19 protein-coding genes are annotated in these 23817 nt (G+C 37.8%); 9 read left to right on the top strand and 10 right to left on the bottom strand.

All coding sequences use genetic code 11. The features are described 5' to 3' along the window. Positions 1–35: 35 nt before the first annotated feature. From A9996_RS17025 to A9996_RS17010, 4 genes are all read right to left on the bottom strand, one after another. The gene (locus A9996_RS17025; protein WP_066437992.1) at positions 36–1583 is read right to left on the bottom strand and encodes a M20/M25/M40 family metallo-hydrolase; all 1548 of its coding nucleotides are present in this window, start codon (positions 1581–1583) and stop codon (positions 36–38) included. Between the two features lie 120 nt (positions 1584–1703). Continuing rightward, the gene (locus tag A9996_RS17020; RefSeq protein WP_066437990.1) at positions 1704–4460 is read right to left on the bottom strand and encodes a carboxypeptidase regulatory-like domain-containing protein; all 2757 of its coding nucleotides are present in this window, start codon (positions 4458–4460) and stop codon (positions 1704–1706) included. 40 nt (positions 4461–4500) lie between these two features. Continuing rightward, the gene (locus A9996_RS17015; RefSeq protein WP_066437984.1) at positions 4501–5379 is read right to left on the bottom strand and encodes a GLPGLI family protein; all 879 of its coding nucleotides are present in this window, start codon (positions 5377–5379) and stop codon (positions 4501–4503) included. A 105-nt stretch (positions 5380–5484) separates the two neighbouring features. Beyond that, positions 5485–6300, bottom strand: a complete 816-nt coding sequence (locus A9996_RS17010; RefSeq protein WP_066437983.1) for a GLPGLI family protein — start codon at positions 6298–6300, stop codon at positions 5485–5487. Positions 6301–6401: 101 nt separating this feature from the next. On the opposite strand from A9996_RS17010, the gene A9996_RS17005 reads away from it, so the two are divergent. From A9996_RS17005 to A9996_RS21000, 7 genes are all read left to right on the top strand, one after another. Then, complete coding sequence (locus A9996_RS17005; RefSeq protein WP_248912372.1) at positions 6402–8006, top strand: sensor histidine kinase; 1605 nt, start codon at positions 6402–6404, stop codon at positions 8004–8006. Then, the gene (locus A9996_RS17000) at positions 7999–8682 is read left to right on the top strand and encodes a response regulator transcription factor (protein WP_066437978.1); all 684 of its coding nucleotides are present in this window, start codon (positions 7999–8001) and stop codon (positions 8680–8682) included. Before A9996_RS17005 ends, A9996_RS17000 begins: the two co-directional genes overlap by 8 nt. Positions 8683–8715: 33 nt before the next feature. Then, on the top strand, positions 8716–9495 hold the full coding sequence (locus A9996_RS16995; RefSeq protein WP_066437975.1) for a hypothetical protein: 780 nt from the start codon (positions 8716–8718) through the stop codon (positions 9493–9495). Between the two features lie 2 nt (positions 9496–9497). After that, on the top strand, positions 9498–10112 hold the full coding sequence (locus A9996_RS16990; RefSeq protein ID WP_066437972.1) for a deoxynucleoside kinase: 615 nt from the start codon (positions 9498–9500) through the stop codon (positions 10110–10112). A 122-nt stretch (positions 10113–10234) separates the two neighbouring features. Next, on the top strand, positions 10235–10642 hold the full coding sequence (locus A9996_RS21010; protein ID WP_346210690.1) for a hypothetical protein: 408 nt from the start codon (positions 10235–10237) through the stop codon (positions 10640–10642). Beyond that, positions 10582–11424: a polyphosphate kinase gene (locus tag A9996_RS21005; protein WP_346210691.1), complete on the top strand. Its 843-nt coding sequence runs from the start codon at positions 10582–10584 to the stop codon at positions 11422–11424. The genes A9996_RS21010 and A9996_RS21005 overlap by 61 nt, the downstream gene beginning before the upstream one ends. Then, the gene (locus A9996_RS21000; RefSeq protein WP_346210689.1) at positions 11378–12283 is read left to right on the top strand and encodes a phospholipase D-like domain-containing protein; all 906 of its coding nucleotides are present in this window, start codon (positions 11378–11380) and stop codon (positions 12281–12283) included. The genes A9996_RS21005 and A9996_RS21000 overlap by 47 nt, the downstream gene beginning before the upstream one ends. Before the next feature lie 76 nt (positions 12284–12359). Here A9996_RS21000 and A9996_RS16980 read toward each other — a convergent pair whose 3' ends face one another. From A9996_RS16980 to A9996_RS16965, 4 genes are all read right to left on the bottom strand, one after another. After that, complete coding sequence (locus A9996_RS16980) at positions 12360–13385, bottom strand: App1 family protein phosphatidate phosphatase (RefSeq protein ID WP_066437969.1); 1026 nt, start codon at positions 13383–13385, stop codon at positions 12360–12362. A gap of 1 nt (position 13386) precedes the next feature. Beyond that, on the bottom strand, positions 13387–14652 hold the full coding sequence (locus A9996_RS16975; protein WP_066437966.1) for an MgtC/SapB family protein: 1266 nt from the start codon (positions 14650–14652) through the stop codon (positions 13387–13389). A gap of 74 nt (positions 14653–14726) precedes the next feature. After that, the gene (locus tag A9996_RS16970) at positions 14727–17162 is read right to left on the bottom strand and encodes a sodium-translocating pyrophosphatase (protein WP_066437964.1); all 2436 of its coding nucleotides are present in this window, start codon (positions 17160–17162) and stop codon (positions 14727–14729) included. 117 nt (positions 17163–17279) lie between these two features. Further along, positions 17280–17807 (bottom strand): inorganic diphosphatase, encoded by a 528-nt coding sequence (locus A9996_RS16965; protein WP_066437962.1) that lies wholly within the window; start codon positions 17805–17807, stop codon positions 17280–17282. A gap of 404 nt (positions 17808–18211) precedes the next feature. Between A9996_RS16965 and A9996_RS16960 the strand changes: the two genes are divergently transcribed. Next, positions 18212–19201, top strand: coding sequence for an aldo/keto reductase (locus A9996_RS16960; protein ID WP_066437959.1), 990 nt, complete (start codon positions 18212–18214; stop codon positions 19199–19201). Between the two features lie 9 nt (positions 19202–19210). Here A9996_RS16960 and A9996_RS16955 read toward each other — a convergent pair whose 3' ends face one another. After that, positions 19211–21709, bottom strand: coding sequence for a DUF5686 family protein (locus A9996_RS16955; protein WP_066437956.1), 2499 nt, complete (start codon positions 21707–21709; stop codon positions 19211–19213). 61 nt (positions 21710–21770) lie between these two features. Beyond that, positions 21771–22748 (bottom strand): pyruvate dehydrogenase complex E1 component subunit beta, encoded by a 978-nt coding sequence (locus A9996_RS16950; RefSeq protein ID WP_066437954.1) that lies wholly within the window; start codon positions 22746–22748, stop codon positions 21771–21773. 260 nt (positions 22749–23008) lie between these two features. Here A9996_RS16950 and A9996_RS16945 point away from each other — a divergent pair, with 260 nt between their 5' ends. Next, a complete protein-coding gene (locus A9996_RS16945; RefSeq protein WP_066437951.1) occupies positions 23009–23755 on the top strand; it encodes an electron transfer flavoprotein subunit beta/FixA family protein in 747 nt (248 codons plus the stop codon). The last annotated feature ends 62 nt before the right edge of the window (positions 23756–23817 follow it).

Raw genomic sequence — 23817 nt, 5'->3', positions numbered from 1 at the left:
GTAGTTAGTTTTTTTATTAATTGTAAAGATGGAAATTAATCCAAGCCTCCTTTACGTTCTGGAGAACGTTGGGTTGGCCATTCCATTTGCTTCCCAGTACGATCGCTTACAGGTAATACAATTTTCTCTCTTGATGTTTTAGTATCATCTTCACTTGCCATATAGGCTAAAATAGCAGTTAAAATAGCATTGCTTCTGACATCATCAAATACGATTTTATCGTATGTATCACGGTTGGTGTGCCACGTGTAATTCCAATAGGACCAGCTCAATGAACTCAAGTTAAAGGCAGGTGCTCCTGCAGCCACAAAAGATGCATTATCAGACCCACCACCACTTGGAGACCCAGGGAAATTAGTTTCAATATGTTTGGTAATATCTTTCGGCACTGGACGTAGCCAGCGGTTTAAATAATCATAAGAATGTAAAAATCCTGCGCCAGATAAATCCACTACTCGTCCCGTACCATTATCCTGATTGAATACCGCTTGGATATTAGCTACAATTTCTGGATGATCTTCAACAAACGCACGAGAGCCATTTAAACCTTGTTCTTCACTTCCCCAATGCCCTACTAAAATAGTTCGCTTCGGGTTAGGATAGAATTTCTTCAATAAACGCATAGCTTCCATCATCACTATGGTTCCAGTGCCATTATCTGTCGCACCTGTAGCGCCATCCCAAGAGTCAAAATGTGCTGAAAGAATGACATACTCCTCTGGTTTCTCACTCCCTTTTATTTGAGCGATGGTGTTAAATGTTGGTGCCACGCCTAAATCTTTAGACTCTGCAACCACTTTAATTTTAGGTTTGTTGCCATACTCCGCCAAACGGTAGAGCATCGTGTAATCTTCAAGTTCCAAATCCACTGTTGGAATCTTTACAGTACGTGAACTGAATATTTTATTGCTACCAAAAGCTTTTGACCAGTATGAGGACACAATACCTACTGCCCCAGCATTCTCCAAAGCTTCAATTACAGACCGTGAGTTGTAACCGGTGTTTCTCATATTGTCCCGAAAGGCTTTAGACAAAGAATCCCGATCTTTTTTCATTTTTTCAAAAGATTCTGGAGTTGCAAATTCTTCCCAGTTATAGTCTGGTCTTCCTGTCTTTTGATATTCAGAGATCATCACGAATTTGCCTTTGGCGTTAGGTAACCAATTTTTAAATTCTATAGAATCTTTAACTGTTGGAAGCGTAATGACTTCGGCGGTAACTCCTTCTGGACCTGTACTTGGGCTCCAGGCCAATTGCATGCCATCCAAACTTTGAACTCGTGGAGATACCATATCAATATGACTCACCCCGCGTTGCCATGACTTCCACTCACCATACTGTTCGTTTTTTGCTGGAATGCCCCATTTTTCATAAGTGTCAACAGCCCAATCATGTGCCTGTTTCATTTCTGGAGTGCCCACTAAACGTGGCCCAATCACATCCAATAATTCATGCCCTAAAATTTCCAATTGGGAATTTTCATTGGCCTCTTTAATCATGTTGTCAATAACTGCATTTTTCTCTTGTGCAGTTACTGCAAACATAGAGCACATAAGGAATGCTCCTAACAAAATTCTTTTCATTTCTAGTAGTTTATAATGTAAGTTATGCGTATGAAAATACAATTATTAATTAAGATTAAGAACCAAAAAAGGACAACTTTTATATAAAGTGTCCTTTTGAGTTGCCGAGATTAAAACCTTTTACAAGGTATAAATTAATCGAATTGTTATAAATCGGGGAAGAACAAATGTCTCTGAGCTGAAAACTGAAATATTATTGGATCCGTTGTTGATATTAGAATCTATGTTCAGTAAGTTAGACGCTCTTAGCTCATATTCCCATTTGGCATCTTTATCCTTTCTATAGGCTAAACTTGCGTTCCATGTTTGGAACGAATCTGATGGGCCCACATCACTGCTTTGCTTTGTATAGGAATAATCTGTTCTAACAGTTAAGGAATTCCATATATAGGCATCAAATTCTACGGACGGCGCATTAGTAACAAATTTGGTAGTGTTTGTTCCTTGATTAGTATTAGTTACTCTGTACTGATATTTCAAAGAAACATTTGGAGCTTTCTTAAAGTTAGTTCTTAATTCTGGTGTGTAACTTTGAGTAAAATTTTCATTTACAGATCTTCTGTCCTGAATAAATTGATTGTTTTTACTGTAATTATAGTTAACACCTAAACTTGCCCTCAACTTTCCAAAAGTACGTTGTACCCGACCAAACGCCGTAAGACTTTCGTCCGCAAAGTTTGAATTAAAATAGGTGTTGGTTCTAATGACATTGTCAAATTGGGTAACCGATCTAATTTGATCTATATTTTTGTTATAGTTAAGAATTGCAAAAATATTGGTATAATTAAACAAATTGAAACTAAAGTAACGCAAACTTAAATTATGGGACAAAGCATTCTGCAAATCTGGTTCACCATATTGGATACTGTTATAATTATTTAAAACCAATCCTTGAGCTAAATTTGTAACATCGGTAAACGAATTTTGCATACTATAGCGAAAGGTTAAACTCTCGCTCTTTTTGAATTGAATCTGAGTTTCAAAATCAGGCAAGATCCTAAAGAAATTATCATCGTAAGTTTCGCCAAACTGGATGTTTTTATTCCCGTAAGCATGAAGAGAAAAGCCCGGTGTTATTGTAAACTTTCCAGTTTTTAATCTGTAATGCAATCCTAAATAGATATCACTAAAATTGTACTCGGTATCGTTTTCATTGCGCAGCACATTACCTTCATTATCGGTTAAATTTGCTGTAGGCTTGAAGAAAGAGCCATCGTCTAAAAATTGGAAAATATTGGAGTTGAATTTTTGGTTGCTCAAAATCGTGCCTAAAGTAAAATTGATATTGCTCGTGGCATTTAAAATATTGTAATAGTCTAATTTTGCATCGAGTTGATTGGATTTAATACGCCGTTCTTGATTTAAATTATAACCAAATTGATCTCTATTTAAGCCTAAACTAGCTGCTGTATTATCATAAGCATCTCTTGCATTTGGTGGCGCATTGTTATTATTAGGGTCATTTACCAACTGCGCATTATAAAATGGATCTTCATCCTTCAATAAATGCTGCGCTTCAAAAGCAAAAATATTCGTTTCGTTCAATGTGTAGTAGTAATTGACATTTTGATTGATGCTAAAAGGTTTTGCTGCATCCAATTGATTGGTATTTCCAACTACCGATGAAAATATAGTATTGTCTTGGGAATCGTTTGAAATGCGACCTAAAATATCATAATCCAACTGATTATTGACATTAGGTTTGTAACGTGCACTTAATTTAGCCAATCCTTGGTTTGTTGCTTCACGACCAGTCTCCACCTTTTCTTCATCTGGAATACCTAAGTCTGAATCTGTGTAGCGTACAAAGCTTTCTTGGCGAGTTTGTAGTCTATTACTATTATATATTACAAATCCACTAAGATCCAAAGTTTTGATGGGTGTATAACTAAAATTAAGCGCACCCAATTTTGATTCTATCGATTGTGCATTCCCAAGATTGGTTAAACTTCCTAAACCGTTATCTCCCAAATTAATGCTTGTTCCGCTACTATTGCTTGGACTTCTAAAACCCCCTCCAAAATTTCTAATATCACGTCCTGTAAGTGCAACCTCGCCAGTATTATTTAAATCACCTATTATATTTATGGTGTATTTTGGGCTGTAATAAAACAATTTGGGCTGCAGCAAATACAACTCATCATTTGGCGAAGGTGCCACACCACCGCCTGCGGTTACATTGCCAAACCAAAAGTTCTCCTTACCCTCTTTTAATTTAATATTGATTGCCACATTGTCCTGGTTATTTTGTACACCACTTAATTGACCAACTTCGGCATAATTTCGCAATACCTGTATTTTATCCACAGCGCTTGAAGGGATGTTTTTGGTCGCTAATTTTGTATCGCCGTCAAAAAAATCCTTTCCGTTGACCATTAATTTATTAACTACTTTACCCTCCACTTCAATTTTTCCGTCTGCATTTATTTCAACACCAGGTAAATTCTTTAAAACATCCTCCAGCTTTCTTTCTGTCCCAGTATTAAAGGAATCGGCATTGTAGACTATCGTATCGCCTTTGATAGTCACGGGCATTTCATAGGTAATCTGAATCTCATCTAAAGTATTATCAGCCAGTAAAGTGAAATTCTTGGTAAGATCAGCTTCTTTAATACTCAATACTTCTTCAAAAGTTTTCATTCCTATATAACTCACCTGTATGGTGTAGGTCATGTTTTTTGTAAGCGCCAATTTGTAGCCGCCTTGCTCATTGGTAATCCCGTAAGATTCCAAAGCTTTAGTTTGCTGATTGATGGCGATAACGTTGGCCAATTCCAACGGATTTCCGATGCTATCCTTAACGACGCCTTCTACTTTAATTTGAGCAAAAGAATGTCCTACGACGCAAAGTATTACAAGCGTTATTAAATTTTTCATTTTAATTTTTGATGGGTTAGTTTGTGTTAGTAGTTGTATTTTAGAAACGTGAACCGCGATTTCTGCCGCCATACATGTCCTGCATTTCTTTCATTTTCTCTTTGACGATTTCAGCGTATTGTTCTTTCGTTACCTCTTTCCCTTTTGAAGGGGCTTTGATGTCTACCTTATCTGTAGGATTGATCTCAATTTTTGAACATAGAATTGTTGTGCGACCAGAATTGACTTCCAAAATCAAACCCGGAAGCCCCCAATACTCGCCAGGACCTTGGTTAACCGGAATTTGTGGGGTGTACCATGCGGTAATAAGAATCTCTTTTGGCACTTCAATCTCGTCCATAAGGTTGGTGGTTTTAGCTGTATCCTTAGATTTCTCACCCTCTTTTTTCTCATCATCTTGATTACGACGTCTCATATTGGCAAAATCCAAATCATCTCCTTTTTTGACAGCTGTTGCCTTAAAACAGAGATACTGACCAATTTGTTTTGATTCATTCTCCATTTTCCATTCCAACTTAGGGATGGAGTCCTTGATCAAAAACTGCTTCCCAAAAAACTCTTGGTCTTGGATCAGTTGGTGTTCTTTTACATTTTTATATTGAGCACCTGCCGTAAAACTGCCCATCATACCTCCCCATTGGCTTCCGCCTCCTGCGCCTGGAGTTGCCAACTTTTCTTCTTCTTTGTAAATGGATTCTGTTCTATTAAAACTTAAGATGTATGTTTTTTCCAACATGCTTTTCATGCGTTCGGCAATCATTTTTTTCTGTTGCTCGCTCATTTGGTTACCACCAAAATTGCTCATATCCATAGTGGTTTTAGATTGGTAATAGGCTTTGCCCTGAAAGTCTTGCGCCATTAAAGCTGTTGAAAACAGAAGCATCAAACAGCTATAAATTCTAATTGAGAGTGATTTCATTTTATACGGTTTTTAAGAGGATGTGTTGATCAAAAAATACAACCCATGCGTTTGACTCTAAAAAGCGACATTAGTTAGTCTTCAAAATGTTAAAGTTTTACTAAACTATCCTCCAGACTGAAAGATCACAGTAGTTCCATTTTTACTCCTGGTACCACTTTGCTTCATCATTTCTTTGGTTTTCTTTTCTATGATATCGTCAAATTCCATTTGGGTGACTTCCTTTCCTTTTTTAGGTTCATCAATTGTAATTACTTCTTCTGGATTGATGACAATTTTAGTGCAAACCAGAGTTAACTTGCCATCATTGATCTCCAAGATTAAGCCTGGAAGTCCGAAAAATTCAGCAGGTCCATTACCTATCGGAATCTGTGGTGTATACCACGCTGTGGTTATTTTTTCTTTCATGACTGTTTCAATCCCATTAGTTTCAGTCAGTGTTTGGGTTTTGAACTCTGTCCTGATCTGCGCCTTGAAACAGGTGTATACGCCAATGTTCTTTGTTTCATTAAGCAATTCCCATTTTGGACTTGGCAACGAATCTTTTATTAAAAACTGTTTTCCATACTTTTCGATTTGATTTGTAAATCGGGACTCCTTAATATTTTTATACATCATGTCAGGACCTTCAGAAAATGTTATTGTGATTCCGCCACGTGATGGCATTGGTGCTTCCAGTTTTTCATTTTTTTTATAAAGCGATTCATTCTTATTGAAGGTCAACGTATATTCCTGTTGGAATTGTCTTTTTAATTGTTCTTGAAGTTCTTTTTGAAGTTCTGAGTTAATTGTAGAATCATTATTCTTAAAGTCCATTTGACGATGAGATTTGTAGGTGGCAACACCTTGGAAATCTTGACCATTCACCATCATAACCATGAATAACGTTACGATTAATGATGTTTTTTGTTTTAATTTCATAATTATCTGTTTATTGATTGATTATATTTTAGTTGTCAAAGATTGGGAGTTTATCAATAGGATTGCGTTAACGAGTGTTAACTAGTGTTAACCGATTCATATTGATCGCATCAACTTCTTATATTTGGCCTATGACGGCAAAAAACTACTTGTGGATTTTATATGCTATAACTGCAACCATCTTTATTACAATTGGGGTGCAGGTATATTGGAACTACACCAATTACCAACTAAATAGGCAGCGGGTTAGCAACGAGATTCAGCTAAGTCTTGACAATGCCTTGGAGGAGTATTATGCTGAAATTGCTAAATCTGATTTTTTAACAATTATAAAACCCGACAAGACTACTGACGTTGGCAGTGACATTTCAGAAGAAATATCCAAATTATCAAATGTCTTTACGAAAGCGAATAAATTAAAGTCTATTGCTATTTCTTCTATCAATTTTGAACGCAGTGCTAACCACGACGTGGATTCCGTGCTTTTGAGCGTGAAAGAGGAATTGAACAAAACCCTGTTATCCGACAATAAAAAAACTTTAGACAGTATTATTGGTTTCAGCCAATTGACAACCAAAGATTCGGGTATTCATATTGAAAAAGGGAAGCAACTCAAAGCCGTCCAAGTTTTAAAAGGTAAAAAGGCATTTGACAGTTTGAAAGTTCTCAAAAGCCTGAATACCATTATGATTTCAATGGATCGCGACACTTTAGAGTATAGCCAAGTGGATTCATTGTTAAAAATTCAGTTTAAACAGAAGAACATTTCCCCTAGTTACCGCATTAAACATTTTAAGAAAGACACGCTTTATTATACGTTAAACCCAGAACTGAAAGGCGATGATCTAATGTCAGTGACCTCAAAATCGACCTATCTCAAAGCAAAGGAACGCATTTTTTTGGAGTTCGAAAATCCGTTACAAGAGGCCTTAAAACTTAGTTTTAACGGTATTTTTATTTCCATGATTCTTACCCTTGCTATCATCTTCTGCCTGTATTATTTACTCCAAATTATTAAACAACAAAAACAATTGGCAGAAGTTAAAAACGATCTTATTAGTAATATTACTCACGAGTTTAGAACTCCTATTTCTACAATTGGGGTAGCACTTGAAAGTCTAAAAAACTTTAATGCGCTAGACGACAAAGTCAAAACACAAAACTATTTGAACATTTCCAACGACCAATTGGCCAAGCTCAATGTGATGGTCGAAAAATTATTGGAAACCGCAACCTTAGATAGCGAAAATTTAGAACTTAATAAAGAACGTACCAATATTTCGGAGCTCATTAAACTGTTGGTTGAAAAACACAATCTCCATAAGAACCAGAAGCCTATTCAATTCTTATCTACTAAAGAATTTATTGAGGCCATTGTAGATGCATTTCATATTGAGAATGCCATCAATAATATCATTGATAATGCGATTAAATATGGCGGAGAAAAGATTGTAATTAATCTCGAACAAAATTCATTTGCAACAACTATTTCCGTATCGGATACTGGCAGTAGCTTGAAAAAAATCAGTAAAGAAAAGATATTTGAAAAATTCTACCGCGTCCCAAAAGGAAACACACATGATGTTAAAGGTTTCGGAATAGGATTATATTACACCAAGAAAATTATTGAAAAACATGGTGGTATCATTCATCTGAATTTGGACGACAAACTCACCACGTTTAAAATATGCTTTCCCAATGAATAAACCCATCACCATACTTTTAGCTGAAGACGAACCTGCTTTAGGACAAATCATAAAAGAGAGTTTAGAAACACGAAATTTCAAGGTTTTACTCTGTGATAATGGCGAAAAAGCATTGCAAGTTTACCAAGAACAGCAACCAGAGCTATTAGTGCTAGATGTTATGATGCCCAAGAAGGATGGTTTTACTTTGGCTAAAGAAATAAGAGCTATCGATGAACATATTCCTATAATTTTTTTAACTGCAAAATCACAAACCCATGATGTGGTGGAGGGTTTTACGATTGGTGGTAACGATTACCTTAAAAAACCATTTAGCATGGAAGAATTGATTGTAAGAATAAACAATTTATTGAATAGATCCAATCTTCAAAAGACCACCGAAATTCTAACATTAGGTGATTTTACATTTAATTTTCCCAAACAAACCTTACAATTTAAGAATGAAGAAATAGCGCCACTCACACATCGTGAATCACATTTATTGTTCCATCTTATAAAAAACAAAAATCAGGTTTTGGACCGAACCCTTATCCTGAACAAACTTTGGGGAAACGACGATTTTTTCAACGGAAGAAGTATGGATGTATTTATTAGCAAACTAAGAAAGAAGTTGAGCGCCGATGAAAAAATTCAAATTTTAAATGTTAGAGGATTTGGTTACAAGCTAATCTACTAAATGTAGTTTGGTTTTTGTAAATTTCAATCCACAATGAAAAGCCTCTTGTACATTTTGATTTTTTTTTCAGCACCACTCTTTTCACAAGAAAAGATGGTTACTACTGCTTTAAAAACCCTTCCGCTAAAGGCAGATCAATTGATCACCATTGATAATTTCGGGACGCTTTTTTACACTTTGGGCAACTCCTTTTATAAAATAGAACCAGAACACAGTTATACGTATAGCAATGTGCAGTTGGGACCAATCAGCTCAGCAAACGTTTTCAATCCGCTAAAAATCAATTTGTTTTATAAAAATTTTAATACCGTTGTGGTGCTGGACAATCGGCTTTCTGAAATTTATAAAATCGACTTCAACACCATCCAACCCTATAAAAATGTGACGCACATTGCTACAGGGTATGACACTACCATTTGGATTTTTAATCAGGACGCACAACAATTGGAACTTTTTGATTTTAAAACCAATAGTGTCAGAGCCACGTCAATGCCCGTACAATCCAACGTACTGGATCTTAAAAGCAATTACAATTACAGTTGGCTGTTAACGGAAAACTTCCTGTACACCTACAACTATTTTGGAAGAACCGTTGCAAAAATCAAAAACGACAACTTCTTAAAAATAGCAGAAGATAATGGCAATTTGATCATCCAAACTAAAAACGGACTGTTTTATCTCGCCAAAAATACGGACCAACTCCTCCCCATCCAACTGCCCGAAATGTTAATAAAACAGTTTTTGGTAACCAATGAAACGGTGTATATTTACGCCGATGAAACGCTTCATCAATTCCAACTAAAAATCAAATAAATATGCATGTTGCAATAGCCGGAAACATTGGTGCAGGGAAAACCACGCTTACACAATTATTAGCCAAACATTACAGATGGGAGCCCCAATTGGAGGATGTTGTTGACAACCCATATTTGGATGATTTTTACAATCAGATGGAACGTTGGAGTTTTAATTTACAGGTTTATTTTTTGAATAGCCGTTTTAGACAAATCTCCTTAATTCGCGAAAGTGGAAAGGATATTATTCAAGACCGCACCATCTATGAAGATGCCCATATTTTTGCACCCAACCTTCATGCCATGGGCTTGATGACCAACCGGGACTTTGAGAATTATCGTTCGCTTTTTGAATTGATGGAATCTTTTGTCCAAGGTCCTGATCTTTTGATTTACCTGCGCAGTTCCATTCCTAATTTGGTCAAACAAATCCATAGTCGCGGACGTGAGTATGAAAACTCCATCAGTATTGACTATTTAAGCCGCCTTAATGAACGGTATGAAGCTTGGGTACATGGCTATAACAAAGGGAAACTTCTCATTATTGATGTCGACAATTTAGACTTTGTTTCAAATCCTGAAGATTTAGGAAGCATTATCACTACTATTGATGCTGAAATAAATGGACTGTTTTAAGACCTTATCATTTTTCTAACATCTTTTTGCGTTTAAAAGTGTATTTTCCCAGTTGTTAAATTTCTCAAATAAGAAATTTTCACTCTTCCCAAGGAACGGTAATAGAACATTGAAATTAATTTATGGCTTTACTTTATAACTCAAAATATTACCACCGCGATCTCTCATGGTTGCGCTTTAACCACCGTGTGCTGCAAGAAGTTGCAGACAAAAGAAATCCGCTTTATGAACGCATCAAGTTCATGGCGATTTTTTCCTCTAATTTGGATGAGTTTTTTAGGGTACGTGTCTCAGATATCAGACAGATCAAAGATTTGGACAAATCACTTCGCAAAAAATTGGTCACCAAACCTAATCGGGTACTTGCTGAAATTAAAATCCAAGTTGATTTGCTCCAAGAAGAATTTGGCCAGCTTTTCCAAAATGAGATCATTCCAGATTTAAAAAAGGAAGGCATCCATTTGATTAAATACAAGGACTTTACCGAGGCACAAAAAAAGTTGCTGTTGATTATTTTGAATCGACTTTAAAGGATAAAATTGATTTCAAAAACTCAATTTTTTCTACAAAAGATTCAGTTTTTGTAGAAAATGAAAGCTCATATATTACAACATGTATCTCCAAAGATAAATTTCAAGTGGTTCAAATTCCAAAAGATGAGCCCCGATTCTTTGTATTTCCCTCCCCGTCTGCTTCAGATGATGACACCCATTACATCACCTTTATTGATGATATCATCAAATACAATCTTTACAAAACACAACCAGAGCTTGATCTATCCTATTACGCCATAAAAATTTCTAGGGATGCTGAGCTTTACATCGAAGACGAGTTTACTGGCAACCTTATGGAAAAAATCAAGGAATCGTTACCAATGCGCGAGACTGGTCAGGCCACACGTGTTTTGATTGACAAACGCATGCCTGAAAATTTTCAAAACGTCTTAAAAAAGGCATTGGACGTGACGCATATGGATGTCATTTTGGGCGGTACATATCATAATTTTAAGGATTTTTTCAGTTTTCCTAATCCGACAGATAAGAACCTCTACTTTAAAGAATTGCCACCTATCGATCATCCAGTGACCTCAAAATATGACTCCATGTTTGAGGCCATTGACACTAAAGACCAATTGATGCACTATCCGTATCAGTCCTTTGAACCGGTCATCAAATTATTGGAAGAAGCGGCAGATGATCCAAACGTGACCACTATAAAAATGACCTTGTATCGCGTGGCTGAAGAGTCCCGTTTAAACAATGCCATTGCCAAAGCCGCAAAAAATAGGAAAGAAAGTCATCATTTTTATTGAGGTGAAAGCCCGTTTTGATGAACACAACAATTTAAAATGGGGCGAAATATTCAAGGAAAACGGCGCTCAGGTGCTGTATAGCTACCCAGGAATCAAGGTGCATTCAAAAATATTGTATATAGAGCGTCACATAGGTGAAGACGTGACATCCTACTGTTATATAGGGACGGGAAATTTCAATGAAAATACCTCCACACTCTACACTGATTTTGGTTTGATGACCAACAACAGGAAGATTACTGAAGATCTGAATAAATTATTTTTGGTACTTGAGGGCATCTTTCTCGTACCAAAAGCAAAAAAACTTCTGATTTCTCCGTTTACCATGCGCAACAAATTTGTGAGTTTGGTAGAAAAAGAAATCCACTTGGCCCAAGCAGGCAAAGAAGCCCATATCATTTTAAAGATGAATAGTCTTGAGGACAAAAAAATGATCAAACTGCTTTATGAGGCCAGCAATAAAGGTGTTAAAATCAGATTGCTTGTGCGTGGTATGTGCAGTTTGGTGCCTGGAATTAAAGGCCAGAGCAAAAACATAAAAGTCACCAGTATTCTCGACCGGTTTTTAGAGCATGGCCGTGTGTATATTTTTGGAAATGGCGGTGAGGAGAAAATGTATATTGGTTCTGCCGACTGGATGACACGTAATCTGACCCATCGGATTGAGGTAGTAACACCTATTTTGGATCCTGACAATTTTAAGATTATCAGAGACGTCATTAATATTGAATTGGCCGATACTGTAAAGGCGCGGATTATTGATGCCGATCAGAAAAATGAGTATGTCAAACTGGGTAAAAAACCAGAAATAAGGTCGCAATATGAAATTTATGAGTATTTCAAGAATCTGAAATCTTAGATGCTGTTTCATGGAAACGCAAGCTAAATCACAATCAGTGCGTATCATAACAGATCAGTATCATCAGCGTTCTATTTTATTCAATGAACCCATTCTCCCGAGCATGCTCCATAGCTTCTTTACTACGTTCTACCAATAACACTGGTATGCTTTTATAATTCTCATACAGACTTTTAACGCGCAACATTCTCTTTTTATGTTTTACGCTTCTTAGATATATGGCTAAAATGCGGTCAGGATGTTGCTCAGCAATTTCGAGATAGATGTCGGCATCATGTTCGCCGCTATCGCCTATCAGAATAAGTTTTAACTGTGGATATGTTTTAAGAATATTTAAGATTTCGTGTTGTTTCTGAGGCTTTTCTTCTTGTTTTTTTCTATTGAGAAAATCCCCAAATTCACGAAGAAGTATCGGCCCTTTGGGGAAATCGTTTTTCTTTAAGAAAAATTCTAGGTAGCGGTACAAATTCCAAGGACTATGGCTCACGTAAAATATAGGGTTGGCTTCTTTACCAGATTTTCCACGGTGCAAAAGATGATAAAATTCGGCCGCACCTTCTAATGGTGAACGTTTGGAAGCACGTTTCAGAAACGTGTTGTATAGAACGCGCCATTTAAGCGTTGATACCAATCCTGTATGTAAAATGGTATCATCAATATCACTCGCTACTCCAAATGAACTATTTTTTGAAAACGTGCCTCCCTTCAAACTTGGAATCAGCATTTCACCAGGAAACCGGTTTTCCAACTGAATAATGCGTTTGGATGTGAAGTTTTTATAAGCCACTTCAAAAGACAACCAGCCTTCATCATTGGCCATTGCATCCAAACCTTCAACTTGTTCATCCAAAAGAAAATAACCTTTATCATCAGTGACGGTTTCAAAAATCTTTCCATTGGACAATTTTAAGAGCAAAACTGCATGTGCAATTTCATCTGTTTCAAAACGCTTGTAAGCGTTGATCAATAATTTTAACGGATGTTTTCCTTCCAAATCAATAGATTCGTCCTCTAGTGCGCGACCTCTTACATATAAATGTGTTGCGGTTCCATAACTTTGAAAAACGATAATCTGTAAAGGATCCTTCTTAAATAATCTCATATTAAAAATGCCAAGTTTCAGGCCAGAGCCAAATAATCAATAACCCCGAAATTACGGCAATTCCAAAAACAATAGTGATCCACTTAGCAATTTCTTTGGCGCCAATAACTATAGCCATCACACCTTTAAAGACAAGGTTGGAAATTGTAGCCAATAAAATCAGCTTCCAGCCTAAATCCGTTTGTAAGCGGTCGTTTTTCATCATTTGTGACAAAGACAAGGTAATGGCATCAACATCCGTCAAGCCGCTGATAATTGAAACAATATATAAAGCATTATCTCCAAATTGTTTTTTGGTAAAAGCCACCATCAGCAATATAAAACCATACAATAATCCAAAAATAACAGCACTTTTAAATTGGGCTGGATTTTCAGGTTCAGGCATTGGTTCATCTTTAGAATCTTTATTGACCAAATAAAATACGCCCACGGACAATAATGAAACGATAATAATTTCAGCAAGAATTGGCAAAAAGAGACTTCCTAATTTCTCTGGCACCACTACTGCAATTTCGATTAACACCCTAATCATGGAGACCGCTGATGCCGTTGTAATCACAAAAACTGCCATTTTACTAATAGACTTTTGCTCTTTTGTTTTTCGGGCATAACTGACTGTAGTTGCCGTACTGCTGATCAATCCGCCCAAAACGCCGTTGAAAATGATACCCATTTTCTTGCCAGCGAGCTTATAGATAAAATACCCAACAACACTTATACCAACAATAAGTGTGACCATGAGCCAAATATTTCTCGGATTGATAACGTCCAAAGGGCCTAACGTTTTATTTGGCAGAATGGGAAGTATGATCAAACTAATGCCTGCCAAGGTCATAATAGCCGATAGATCTTTATTGCTCATCCGTTCAATAAAATCGTGGAGCTTTTCTTTAATATAGAGCAAAATGGCCATGGTTGCGCCAACAAAAACACCAACTAACTGACTGCCCATAACAAGGTAAGCGCCAACGGCAAACATTAGGAGTGCGGCAACCTCCGTCGTCTGTCCCACATCAGCTTGATCAAATTTTTTGATTTTTATATAATTGGCCATTATCAGCATAGCTGCCAGACATAAACCCAACACCGGAAGGATAAACGGATTCTCATACGCACGAGACAGGAATCCAGCCATGACGCCCAACATTGATATTAATGTGAAGGTCCTCACGCCTGCCATTTCATTATCCGTTCTCTGACGCTGCAGGCCTACCAATAAGCCTAATCCAAAAGCGATGCCTAAAGTGGTTAAATCTTCATAATTCATAAGGACTAAAATACTAAAAAAAAAAAGGCTATATCATGGAGATGTAGCCTTTCTTTATATTTATGCAACAAAAATTACATGTCGTAATCCTTTTGTAATTCGGCGATAGCCGCTTTTACTTCTTCTAAGGTGCCTTCAATGACGATTTCTTCTTTCATCATTTTGCCATTTTCTGTATATGTTTTTGTGACGATTGCTTTAGCATTATTAGCATCAAGAGATACCATTTCTACATCCATGGTATTGGACATGGTAGTTGAAACTTCCATCACTTCTGAAGTTGTGACAGCACCACCAATAGCATGGCCTCCTAAAATAGGCGCAATTACCAAACCAATCAAACACGTTAACTTGATGAGGATATTCATAGAAGGTCCTGAAGTATCCTTAAATGGATCTCCAACCGTATCACCTGTAACAGCTGCTTTATGCGCATCAGATCCTTTATAAGTCATTTCTCCATTGATCAATACACCAGCTTCGAATGATTTTTTAGCGTTGTCCCATGCGCCACCAGCGTTATTCTGGAAAATTGCCCAAAGCACACCACTCACGGTGACACCAGCCATATAACCCCCCAGCATTTCAGCAATGGCCAAATTGTTCATTCCAAAAATCATCGGTACAAAAGCGATGACCAACGGGAAACCAATAGTCAACAATCCTGGAAGCATCATTTCTCTCAAGGACGCTTCTGTTGAGATGGCCACACATTTATCATATTGTGGTTTGCCAGTACCTTCCATAATTCCTGGAATCTCTCTAAACTGACGACGCACTTCCTCTACCATTTGCATGGCCGCTTTACCAACGGCATTCATCGCTAAGGCAGAAAATACAACCGGCACCATACCTCCAACAAACAACATGGCTAAAACAGGTGCTTTAAAGATATTGATTCCGTCAATTCCTGTAAAAGTCACATACGCCGCAAATAAGGCCAAAGAGGTTAATGCTGCAGACGCAATGGCAAATCCTTTTCCTGTTGCTGCTGTGGTATTACCCACGGCATCCAAGATGTCCGTACGCTCTCTTACTATAGGCTCTTGCTCGCTCATTTCAGCAATCCCACCTGCATTGTCAGAGATAGGTCCGAACGCATCTATAGCCAGTTGCATTGCAGTGGTAGCCATCATCGCTGAGGCCGCTAGAGCTACACCGTAGAATCCTGCAAAAGCATAAGACGTCCATATAGCAGCTGCAAATAATAAAACTGATGGAAACGTAGAAATCATCCCTGTTGCCAAACCAGCAATAATATTGGTTCCTGCTCCAGTACTTGACTGTTGTACAATTTTTAAGATTGGTTTTTTGCCCAGACCTGTGTAATATTCGGTGACTGAAGAAATCACAGCACCTACAACCAGTCCAACTAAAGTAGCATAGAATACGCGCATTGACGAAATATCTTGAAGACCTTCACCAAAGAAATTCATTTGCATAGTTTCAGGCAACATCCAAGTGACCAAACCATAACAAGATACTGCAACTAAGGCAATAGACAGCCAGTTACCACGATTTAAAGCGCCCATAACCTGATCTTCCTTGGCATCATTACTTTTTATTTTTACCATTAAGGTTCCAATGATTGAAATAATAATCCCAACGCCAGCAATGGCCATTGGCAATAAGATAGGACCAATCCCACCGAAACCATCTGTGATGGCACCTCCCATGTCTTTAATGACATAATTTCCTAACACCATTGCCGCTAAAACGGTCGCCACGTACGAACCGAACAAATCGGCACCCATACCGGCCACATCACCCACATTGTCTCCAACGTTATCCGCAATTGTTGCAGGATTACGCGGATCATCTTCAGGAATACCAGCTTCAACTTTACCAACCAAATCAGCACCTACATCGGCCGCTTTGGTGTAAATACCACCACCCACACGAGCAAACAAAGCAATAGATTCCGCACCAAGAGAGAAACCAGCTAAGGTTTCCAAAACGATGGTCATGTCAAAATTACCTTGACTAACTAGTTTTCCATTAGACATTATCATTTCAGTAGACCAAACGCCTCCCATAAAAAAGTGAAAGAACACAATAAAAAATACGGTCAACCCTAACACCGCTAAACCAGCAACTCCAAGACCCATAACGGTACCGCCACCAAAAGAAACTTTAAGAGCATTTGGCAAACTTGTTTTAGCCGCTTGAGTTGTTCTAACATTGGTTTTGGTTGCGATTTTCATCCCAATATTTCCTGCGAATGCTGAAAATACCGCTCCAAATATAAAAGCAATCACAATAAGCCAGTGTGTTGTTGGCACAACTACAGACACAATAGCGAGCAAGATACTAACCACGACCACAAAAATAGCCAATAACCGGTATTCAGCATTTAGGAATGCTAGGGCACCCTCATAGATGTAATCTGAAATTTCTTTCATTTTGCCATCTCCAGCGTCTTGTTTCAAGACCCAAGACTTTTTTATGAGCATATAAATTAACCCTAAGGCTGCCATTGCAATTGGCATATAAATCATCAGTGATTCCATAATACGATATTAGATTGATTAGTTTTAAACGATTGCTAAAGTAATAAAATCAATGAGAAATAAAAAACCCCTTATAGTTTATAAGAGGTTCTTGATTTTTATAAGATGAGAATAGTCTTAAATGATAAAATTCCCATTGGTTTTGTGCTCACTAGTTTCGTAACGCTCAATACATTTTTCAAGGATGTCATATGCTTCTTGGGCATTTCCCCAACCACCCACATCAACTTTCTTCTTCTCCAAATCTTTATATACTTGAAAGAAATGCTCAATTTCTCTAATGAGATGAGGATTTACATCAGAAAGATCATTAAGGCTGTTCCAGATAGGATCAGAAACTGGCACACAGATCACCTTTTCATCGTTTCCTTTTTCGTCGGCCATATGGAATACACCAATGGGTTTTACTTCAACAACACACATAGGAAATGTAGGCTCAGTACCCAAAACCAAAACATCCAACGGATCTCCGTCCAGCGCTAAAGTTTCTGGAATAAAGCCATAGTCGGCAGGATACATCATGGAGGAAAACAACAATCGGTCAAAACGAATTTTCTTTAATTCGAAATCGTACTCGTATTTGTTACGGCTTCCTTTTGGTATCTCAATCAACACATCAAATGTGGTTTTTCCTTTAGGACTCATGGTATTCTTTATTTTAGAAGCCTTTTTTTAGAAGTGGCTCATGTTAATTATTCTTCACATTTTTGGCGTGCAAAGATACGCAACTGTTTGTGATGTGCAATTGTATGTGAGTCTTATTTTATGGGAATGTCAAATGAGGCATCACTATATTCTGAATACATCCACTTTTTTAATGAACTAATTTCAATATGATAGCACTGCTTCAACTAAATGCCACTTAATTTTAAGTCGCTCCAAAGTAGCGTTATTGCTTGGGAAATATTTCGGATTGCATCAAAAAAATTCGCATTAGAATCCATAAAAAAGATGTTATAACTTTTGATTCCCTGAGCCATTTCCTAACTTAGTGGACCGCCAAACAGACAAGTTTTAACATATAAATTTCGTCCATAAAACACTAAATTATGAAGGCTTTTCCACTACAAAAACAGCACGAATTAGGATTGGGAGGTGTTGCCATTGGCACTGCTTTTGGTAATATAAGTGATGAGCAGGCCCACGCTATTTTACAAAAGGCTTGGGATTTAGGCATTAGATACTATGACACCTCACCTTGGTATGGGCTAACCAAAAGTGAACGCCGTTTCGGGGATTTTCTAAAAAGCAAAAAGGCTTCGGATTATCAGCTTTCAACCAAAGTAGGTCGGCTATTTGAAAAAGTGAATAAGGAGGATGTGCCGCCAACGATGTGGAAAAAACCTCTGAATTATGATTACAAACATGACTATTCAGCTGATGCCACCAAACGTTCTATTGAGGAAAGTTTAAAACGGACAGGCTTGGATGCACTTGACATCATTTATGTCCACGACCTTTCTGAAGACCAAGTGGGTGACCGTTATGATTATCATTTGGAAATTGCAAAGAAAGGTGCTTTTAAAGTCTTGTCTGACTATAGAGACCAAGGCATCATCAAAGCTTGGGGCATGGGCGTCAACAAAATAAAACCTATTTTAGACTGTATGGAGGCTGCTGATCCTGATGTCTGTTTATCAGCAACACAATATTCCATTTTGGAACATGAAAAAGCCGTTGATCGCTTATTACCTGCGGTGAAAAAGAAGGCCGTCAAATTAGTCTCTGGAGCAGCTTATAATTCTGGGTTTATTGCGGGCCGAGAGCGTTATAATTACAAATCAGAAATTCCTAAAGGAATGACAGAAAAACGGGACCGTATTGCTGCCATTGCCAAAGCGCACGGCACTGACATTATTACTGCAGCACTGCAATTTGCATTGGCTGCTGATGAATTTGTGTCGATCATTCCGGGCGCAAGCAAGATTAGTCAAGTAGAAGACAATGTCAAGGCATGGAAAGCGAATATACCTAAAGATTTTTGGGAGGAACTCAGAGCAGAAGGTCTGATCTACGACAAAGCGCAAACACCTAAATAAGGTTAAGCTTTAGAAATTAAACCCAAAACTTCCGGTAACCCCAAAATTACGAGCACTTGGATTATCAAGATAGTTACCTCTAAAGTTAAAGTCAATACGCAGAATTTTAAAGATGTTGCCTACGCCAACGCTGTATTCATAATACACTTTATTGGTTGGTGCCAAATAGGTTAATCCTGACGCATTTAAATCTCTATTGGATTGCGAAACATCTCCCCAAACACCTCTGACGCCCACAATCTCCCGAAGGTTCAACTTGCGCAAAAATGGAATTCTTGAAAAGAAGCGGCCGTTAAAATTATGCTCCAAATGCAATGACGTATACGTATCGGTCACAAATTCATAAAAATCCAATTGTGAAAACGTGTTGTAAATTGAAAAGTAAGATTGGTTGCCGGGTACCACATTTAAAAGTCCCAATGGCACATCTCCAAAAGTTTTACCAGCTTCAAGCGTTGTGGTCAATCTACCATAGCCCCCTACCTGCCAAGGTTGAATGTAAGAAAACTGTACTTTAGTGTAATCAAAATCGCTGTTCAAAATTCCTTTGTCGCCTCGGGTTACTTGTGCGAATAAGCTTGGAAAACCATCATTTGCCAAACGGCGCTCCACACCAAACCCCGTCATTTTACGACCTGGAAAATAAGTCATCGAAAAAGCGTTTTCATATTGTTCAATTACTGAAGCAACAGTGGTTTGCTCAGCATCTGTATAATAATCCAAACTAAAGGTTTCAGAAGCTGAACGTAACGTTTTATAAGTGCCGCTAAGTCTAAAGACAAGATTTCGTATAGGTTCCAACTCCATCGCTACAGTAGTTAAATTAACGCTCGTAAGTTTGTCATTGGTACTGGTTCCAATTAGGGAAGATGAGGCCAAACTTCGTCCCAAAATATCGGTTGAAGAGGTGAGGTTGACACCAATTTGTTCCACATCACGCCTATTTCCGGCGGAGATAATAAATCGGTTCTTTTTATCAATTAGATATTTACCGGAAATGCCATATTTAAATTTATCGTCCCTAAATCCGTAAGCCAAAAAGCCTTCTAAACGCCATAGATCGTTAGGTCCAAAATAGGTTCTACCGCCCGTTCTCACTCGGATGCCTTCCACTTCATTAAAGCCAAAAGTGGAGAAAATGGGCCCATAATCAAAATTGATATCCGTAAACTCGACATATCCTGAGGCCAGGATACTTCCTACATTATATAAACGCTTGAACTTTTTAACCGTTTTGAGGGTATCCAACATTTTGTAGACGCCTTTTTCATCCAGACTTAAAGATTCCATTCGGTTTTGCTCCCAAAAATCATCCTCTCTATTGTACACATCCTCATTATAACTAAAGACTTCCTTACTGTAAAACGTATCTTCTTTAGGAATGTCAAACATATAATTATCATAAAGCGTAGTCCGTTTACCGTAAATACCTCGTGATTTTTCCTTTTTATTGAAGGCGAAATCAGACATGAAATAATCGCGCTTGATCAAAAATATGGAATCATTCAAGACCTCAAAATCCTGCTCAATATAAATCTCCTTCACCCAGTTGATGTTGGCGCTTTTTGAAGCCTGCATATTAATTTCCTTAATGGCGAAGGTGGTATCATTGACCCAAAAATCACCTTTAAATGTCAATTCGTTTTTCCGCCGAGGATAGTAAATAATATTATAACACCATTTGTTGTCAATAAAACTGCTATCAGAAAGCACATAATTATAGGTATTGATGCCTGTTCTTGACAAGGGACTCACAAAACTCTTATCAAAAAATTCGAGGTAGTTATCATAAATATCAAATTCAGAATACAAGTCGTCAATAAAATCAATAATGATCTGATTGTTGCTAAAGCCAGAGTTTTTATTCCCTTTTAAATCTTCCTTTTCTTCATTGATCAAATTATCGCCATACACCTTACTAACCGCTTCATTGATAAAAATGGGCAGATACGTTTTTCCGGTAACTTTGCTGGTATCAACCTGGTTGAACACAAACTCCATACCTTTAAACAGTTTACTTTTGATCAGGGAACTGTCAATGGTATTCAGATCAAACTCTACTTTTTCATACTTATCATATTGGTATTGATCAAATTGGCGCAACCCGTTTTTACGTTTTCGTTCCCAGATTTTTTTCAGGATGGCTATAGCAGGATTCTCACCCTCCTTTTTGGATTGCTTTCCTGTAACAATATAAACTTCATCCAGTTGACCTGCATCTTCTTTCAAGATGAATTTCAGCTCATAGTTCACTTTCTTTGGCAGTGGGATCTCCAAAGTTTCATAGCCAAGAAAGGAGATGATTAGGGTGTCATAAGTGTTGCCAGATTCTAGATAAAACCGGCCTTCTTCATTGGTGATTGTACCTTCTGTAGACCCTTTGAACAATACATTTGCATAGGCTACTGAAACGTTGTTTTCATCAAACACCACCCCGCTAACTTTAGTTTGGGCAAAGGCGGAACACATTCCGAAGAAAAAAAATAGGACACGTAGATTTAGGTTCATAAGACAAAAAACTTCATCAACACTAATGTCAATGAAGTTAGGATAACGCAAAAATTGCGATTTATTTATACATTACTTTTTTAACAGCTTTGATGACCTCATCACTATTTGGTAACCATTCTTCAAAAAGAACTGGCGAATAAGGTGCAGGGGTATCTGCCGTATTAATTTTGACAACAGGTGCGTCTAAATAATCAAAAGCTTCAGATTGTACAATATAGGTGATCTCTGTAGCGACGTTTCCAAATGGCCACGCTTCTTCCAAAACAACCAACCTGTTAGTTTTCTTAACCGATTTTAAAATAGCCTCCTTGTCTAAAGGACGTACCGTTCTCAAATCGATAATTTCACATGAAATGCCTTCTTTCTCTAATTCCTCAGCGGCTTTGTAAGCTTCCTTGATGATTTTCCCGAAAGAGACGATGGTCACATCTGTACCTTCACGCTTAATTTCAGCAACACCTATCGGAATGGTGTATTCGCCCTCTGGCACTTCACCTTTGTCACCATACATTTGCTCACTTTCCATAAAAATAACAGGATCGTCATCACGTATGGCCGATTTTAAAAGTCCCTTTGCATCATATGGATTGGAGGGTACGACTACTTTTAATCCAGGTGTATTGGCAAACCAACTTTCAAAAGCTTGGGAGTGCGTTGCAGCCAACTGACCGGCAGACGCTGTTGGGCCTCTAAATACAATAGGGCAGTTAAACTGACCACCAGACATTTGTCTGATTTTGGCAGCGTTATTTATAATTTGATCAATCCCAACCAATGAGAAGTTGAACGTCATATACTCCACAATTGGGCGGCATCCTGTCATGGTAGACCCAATGGCAACACCTGCAAAACCAAGCTCTGCAATAGGTGTATCGATAACACGCTTTGCACCAAACTCGTCCAACATTCCTTTTGATGCTTTATAGGCACCATTATATTCTGCAACTTCTTCACCCATTAAGTAAACGGTCTCATCGCGACGCATTTCTTCACTCATGGCTTCACAAATAGCCTCTCTAAATTGAATTGTCTTCATTTACATCTTCCGTCTTCCCAATGGGGAAGAACTTTTTTAGTTAATGTTTAAATCGATTAGCAAAAGTAAGAATAAAACAAAAACTAAAACCAAAAGAATAATTTAATATTTATTATGCATGCATAGTAAATATGTCGTCTAAAATAATTAACTTCGTATCCTGTTCAATAAAAAGACGGTTTTTAGAGGTGATTTATGGTTTTATCAAGAATTCATCCCATAGTCTCCCAAAAAACTAATAATATAATAAATTATAAAGCATGAAAATACTTGTATGTATTAGTCACGTACCTGATACGACTTCAAAAATCAATTTTACGGATGGTGACACTAAATTTGACACTACCGGTGTACAATTTGTAATCAATCCGAATGACGAGTTTGGCCTCACCCGTGCCATGTGGTTCAAAGAGAAACAAGGCGCTACCGTTGACGTAGTTAATGTAGGAGGCCCAGAAACTGAACCTACCTTGCGCAAGGCTTTGGCTATTGGTGCTGATAGCGCAATTCGTGTCAACACCCCTGCCACTGACGGTTTTGCCGTTGCCAAACAATTGGCCAATGTCTTTAAGGACGGCGGGTATGACTTGGTAATTGCCGGTCGTGAGTCTATTGACTATAACGGCGCAATGGTTCCTGGCATGTTGGCAGAATTGATTGACGCTAATTTTGTCACCAACTGCATCAGTCTTGAGGTAGACGGCACTAATGCCAAAGCTGTGAGAGAAATTGATGGTGGTAAAGAAACCGTTTCCACAACCCTACCGCTTGTTATTGGTGGTCAAAAAGGATTGGTAGAAGAGAGTGATTTGCGTATTCCGAACATGAGAGGGATTATGCAGGCGCGTCAAAAACCATTGAATGTTGTTGAGCCTGTTGATGCTACTAAGGAAACATCATCAGTTAGGTTTGAAAAACCAGAACCAAAAGGAGCCGTGACTTTAGTGTCTCCTGATAATCTGGATGAATTGGTCAACTTGCTTCATAATGAGGCGAAGGTTATATAAAAATCCTCCCCTAACCCCTCCGAAGGAGGGGAACTGTTGAGGATAGCAAATAAAATTAACAA

Source organism: Gelidibacter algens, assembly GCF_001678675.1.
In the GTDB taxonomy this organism is placed as follows: Bacteria; Bacteroidota; Bacteroidia; order Flavobacteriales; family Flavobacteriaceae; genus Gelidibacter; species Gelidibacter algens.
Note: the sequence above shows the minus strand (reverse complement) of the source record. Positions and strands in the feature narration are given on the sequence as shown.

What these genes read in the sequence shown, in the direction of transcription:
- A9996_RS17025 (WP_066437992.1), bottom strand. Translation starts at nt 1,583, where the DNA reads ATGAAAAGAATTTTGTTAGGAGCATTCCTTATGTGCTCTATGTTTGCA.
- A9996_RS17020 (WP_066437990.1), bottom strand. Translation starts at nt 4,460, where the DNA reads ATGAAAAATTTAATAACGCTTGTAATACTTTGCGTCGTAGGACATTCT.
- A9996_RS17015 (WP_066437984.1), bottom strand. Translation starts at nt 5,379, where the DNA reads ATGAAATCACTCTCAATTAGAATTTATAGCTGTTTGATGCTTCTGTTT.
- A9996_RS17010 (WP_066437983.1), bottom strand. Translation starts at nt 6,300, where the DNA reads ATGAAATTAAAACAAAAAACATCATTAATCGTAACGTTATTCATGGTT.
- A9996_RS17000 (WP_066437978.1), top strand. Translation starts at nt 7,999, where the DNA reads ATGAATAAACCCATCACCATACTTTTAGCTGAAGACGAACCTGCTTTA.
- A9996_RS16995 (WP_066437975.1), top strand. Translation starts at nt 8,716, where the DNA reads ATGAAAAGCCTCTTGTACATTTTGATTTTTTTTTCAGCACCACTCTTT.
- A9996_RS16990 (WP_066437972.1), top strand. Translation starts at nt 9,498, where the DNA reads ATGCATGTTGCAATAGCCGGAAACATTGGTGCAGGGAAAACCACGCTT.
- A9996_RS21010 (WP_346210690.1), top strand. Translation starts at nt 10,235, where the DNA reads ATGGCTTTACTTTATAACTCAAAATATTACCACCGCGATCTCTCATGG.
- A9996_RS16980 (WP_066437969.1), bottom strand. Translation starts at nt 13,385, where the DNA reads ATGAGATTATTTAAGAAGGATCCTTTACAGATTATCGTTTTTCAAAGT.
- A9996_RS16975 (WP_066437966.1), bottom strand. Translation starts at nt 14,652, where the DNA reads ATGAATTATGAAGATTTAACCACTTTAGGCATCGCTTTTGGATTAGGC.
- A9996_RS16970 (WP_066437964.1), bottom strand. Translation starts at nt 17,162, where the DNA reads ATGGAATCACTGATGATTTATATGCCAATTGCAATGGCAGCCTTAGGG.
- A9996_RS16965 (WP_066437962.1), bottom strand. Translation starts at nt 17,807, where the DNA reads ATGAGTCCTAAAGGAAAAACCACATTTGATGTGTTGATTGAGATACCA.
- A9996_RS16960 (WP_066437959.1), top strand. Translation starts at nt 18,212, where the DNA reads ATGAAGGCTTTTCCACTACAAAAACAGCACGAATTAGGATTGGGAGGT.
- A9996_RS16955 (WP_066437956.1), bottom strand. Translation starts at nt 21,709, where the DNA reads ATGAACCTAAATCTACGTGTCCTATTTTTTTTCTTCGGAATGTGTTCC.
- A9996_RS16950 (WP_066437954.1), bottom strand. Translation starts at nt 22,748, where the DNA reads ATGAAGACAATTCAATTTAGAGAGGCTATTTGTGAAGCCATGAGTGAA.
- A9996_RS16945 (WP_066437951.1), top strand. Translation starts at nt 23,009, where the DNA reads ATGAAAATACTTGTATGTATTAGTCACGTACCTGATACGACTTCAAAA.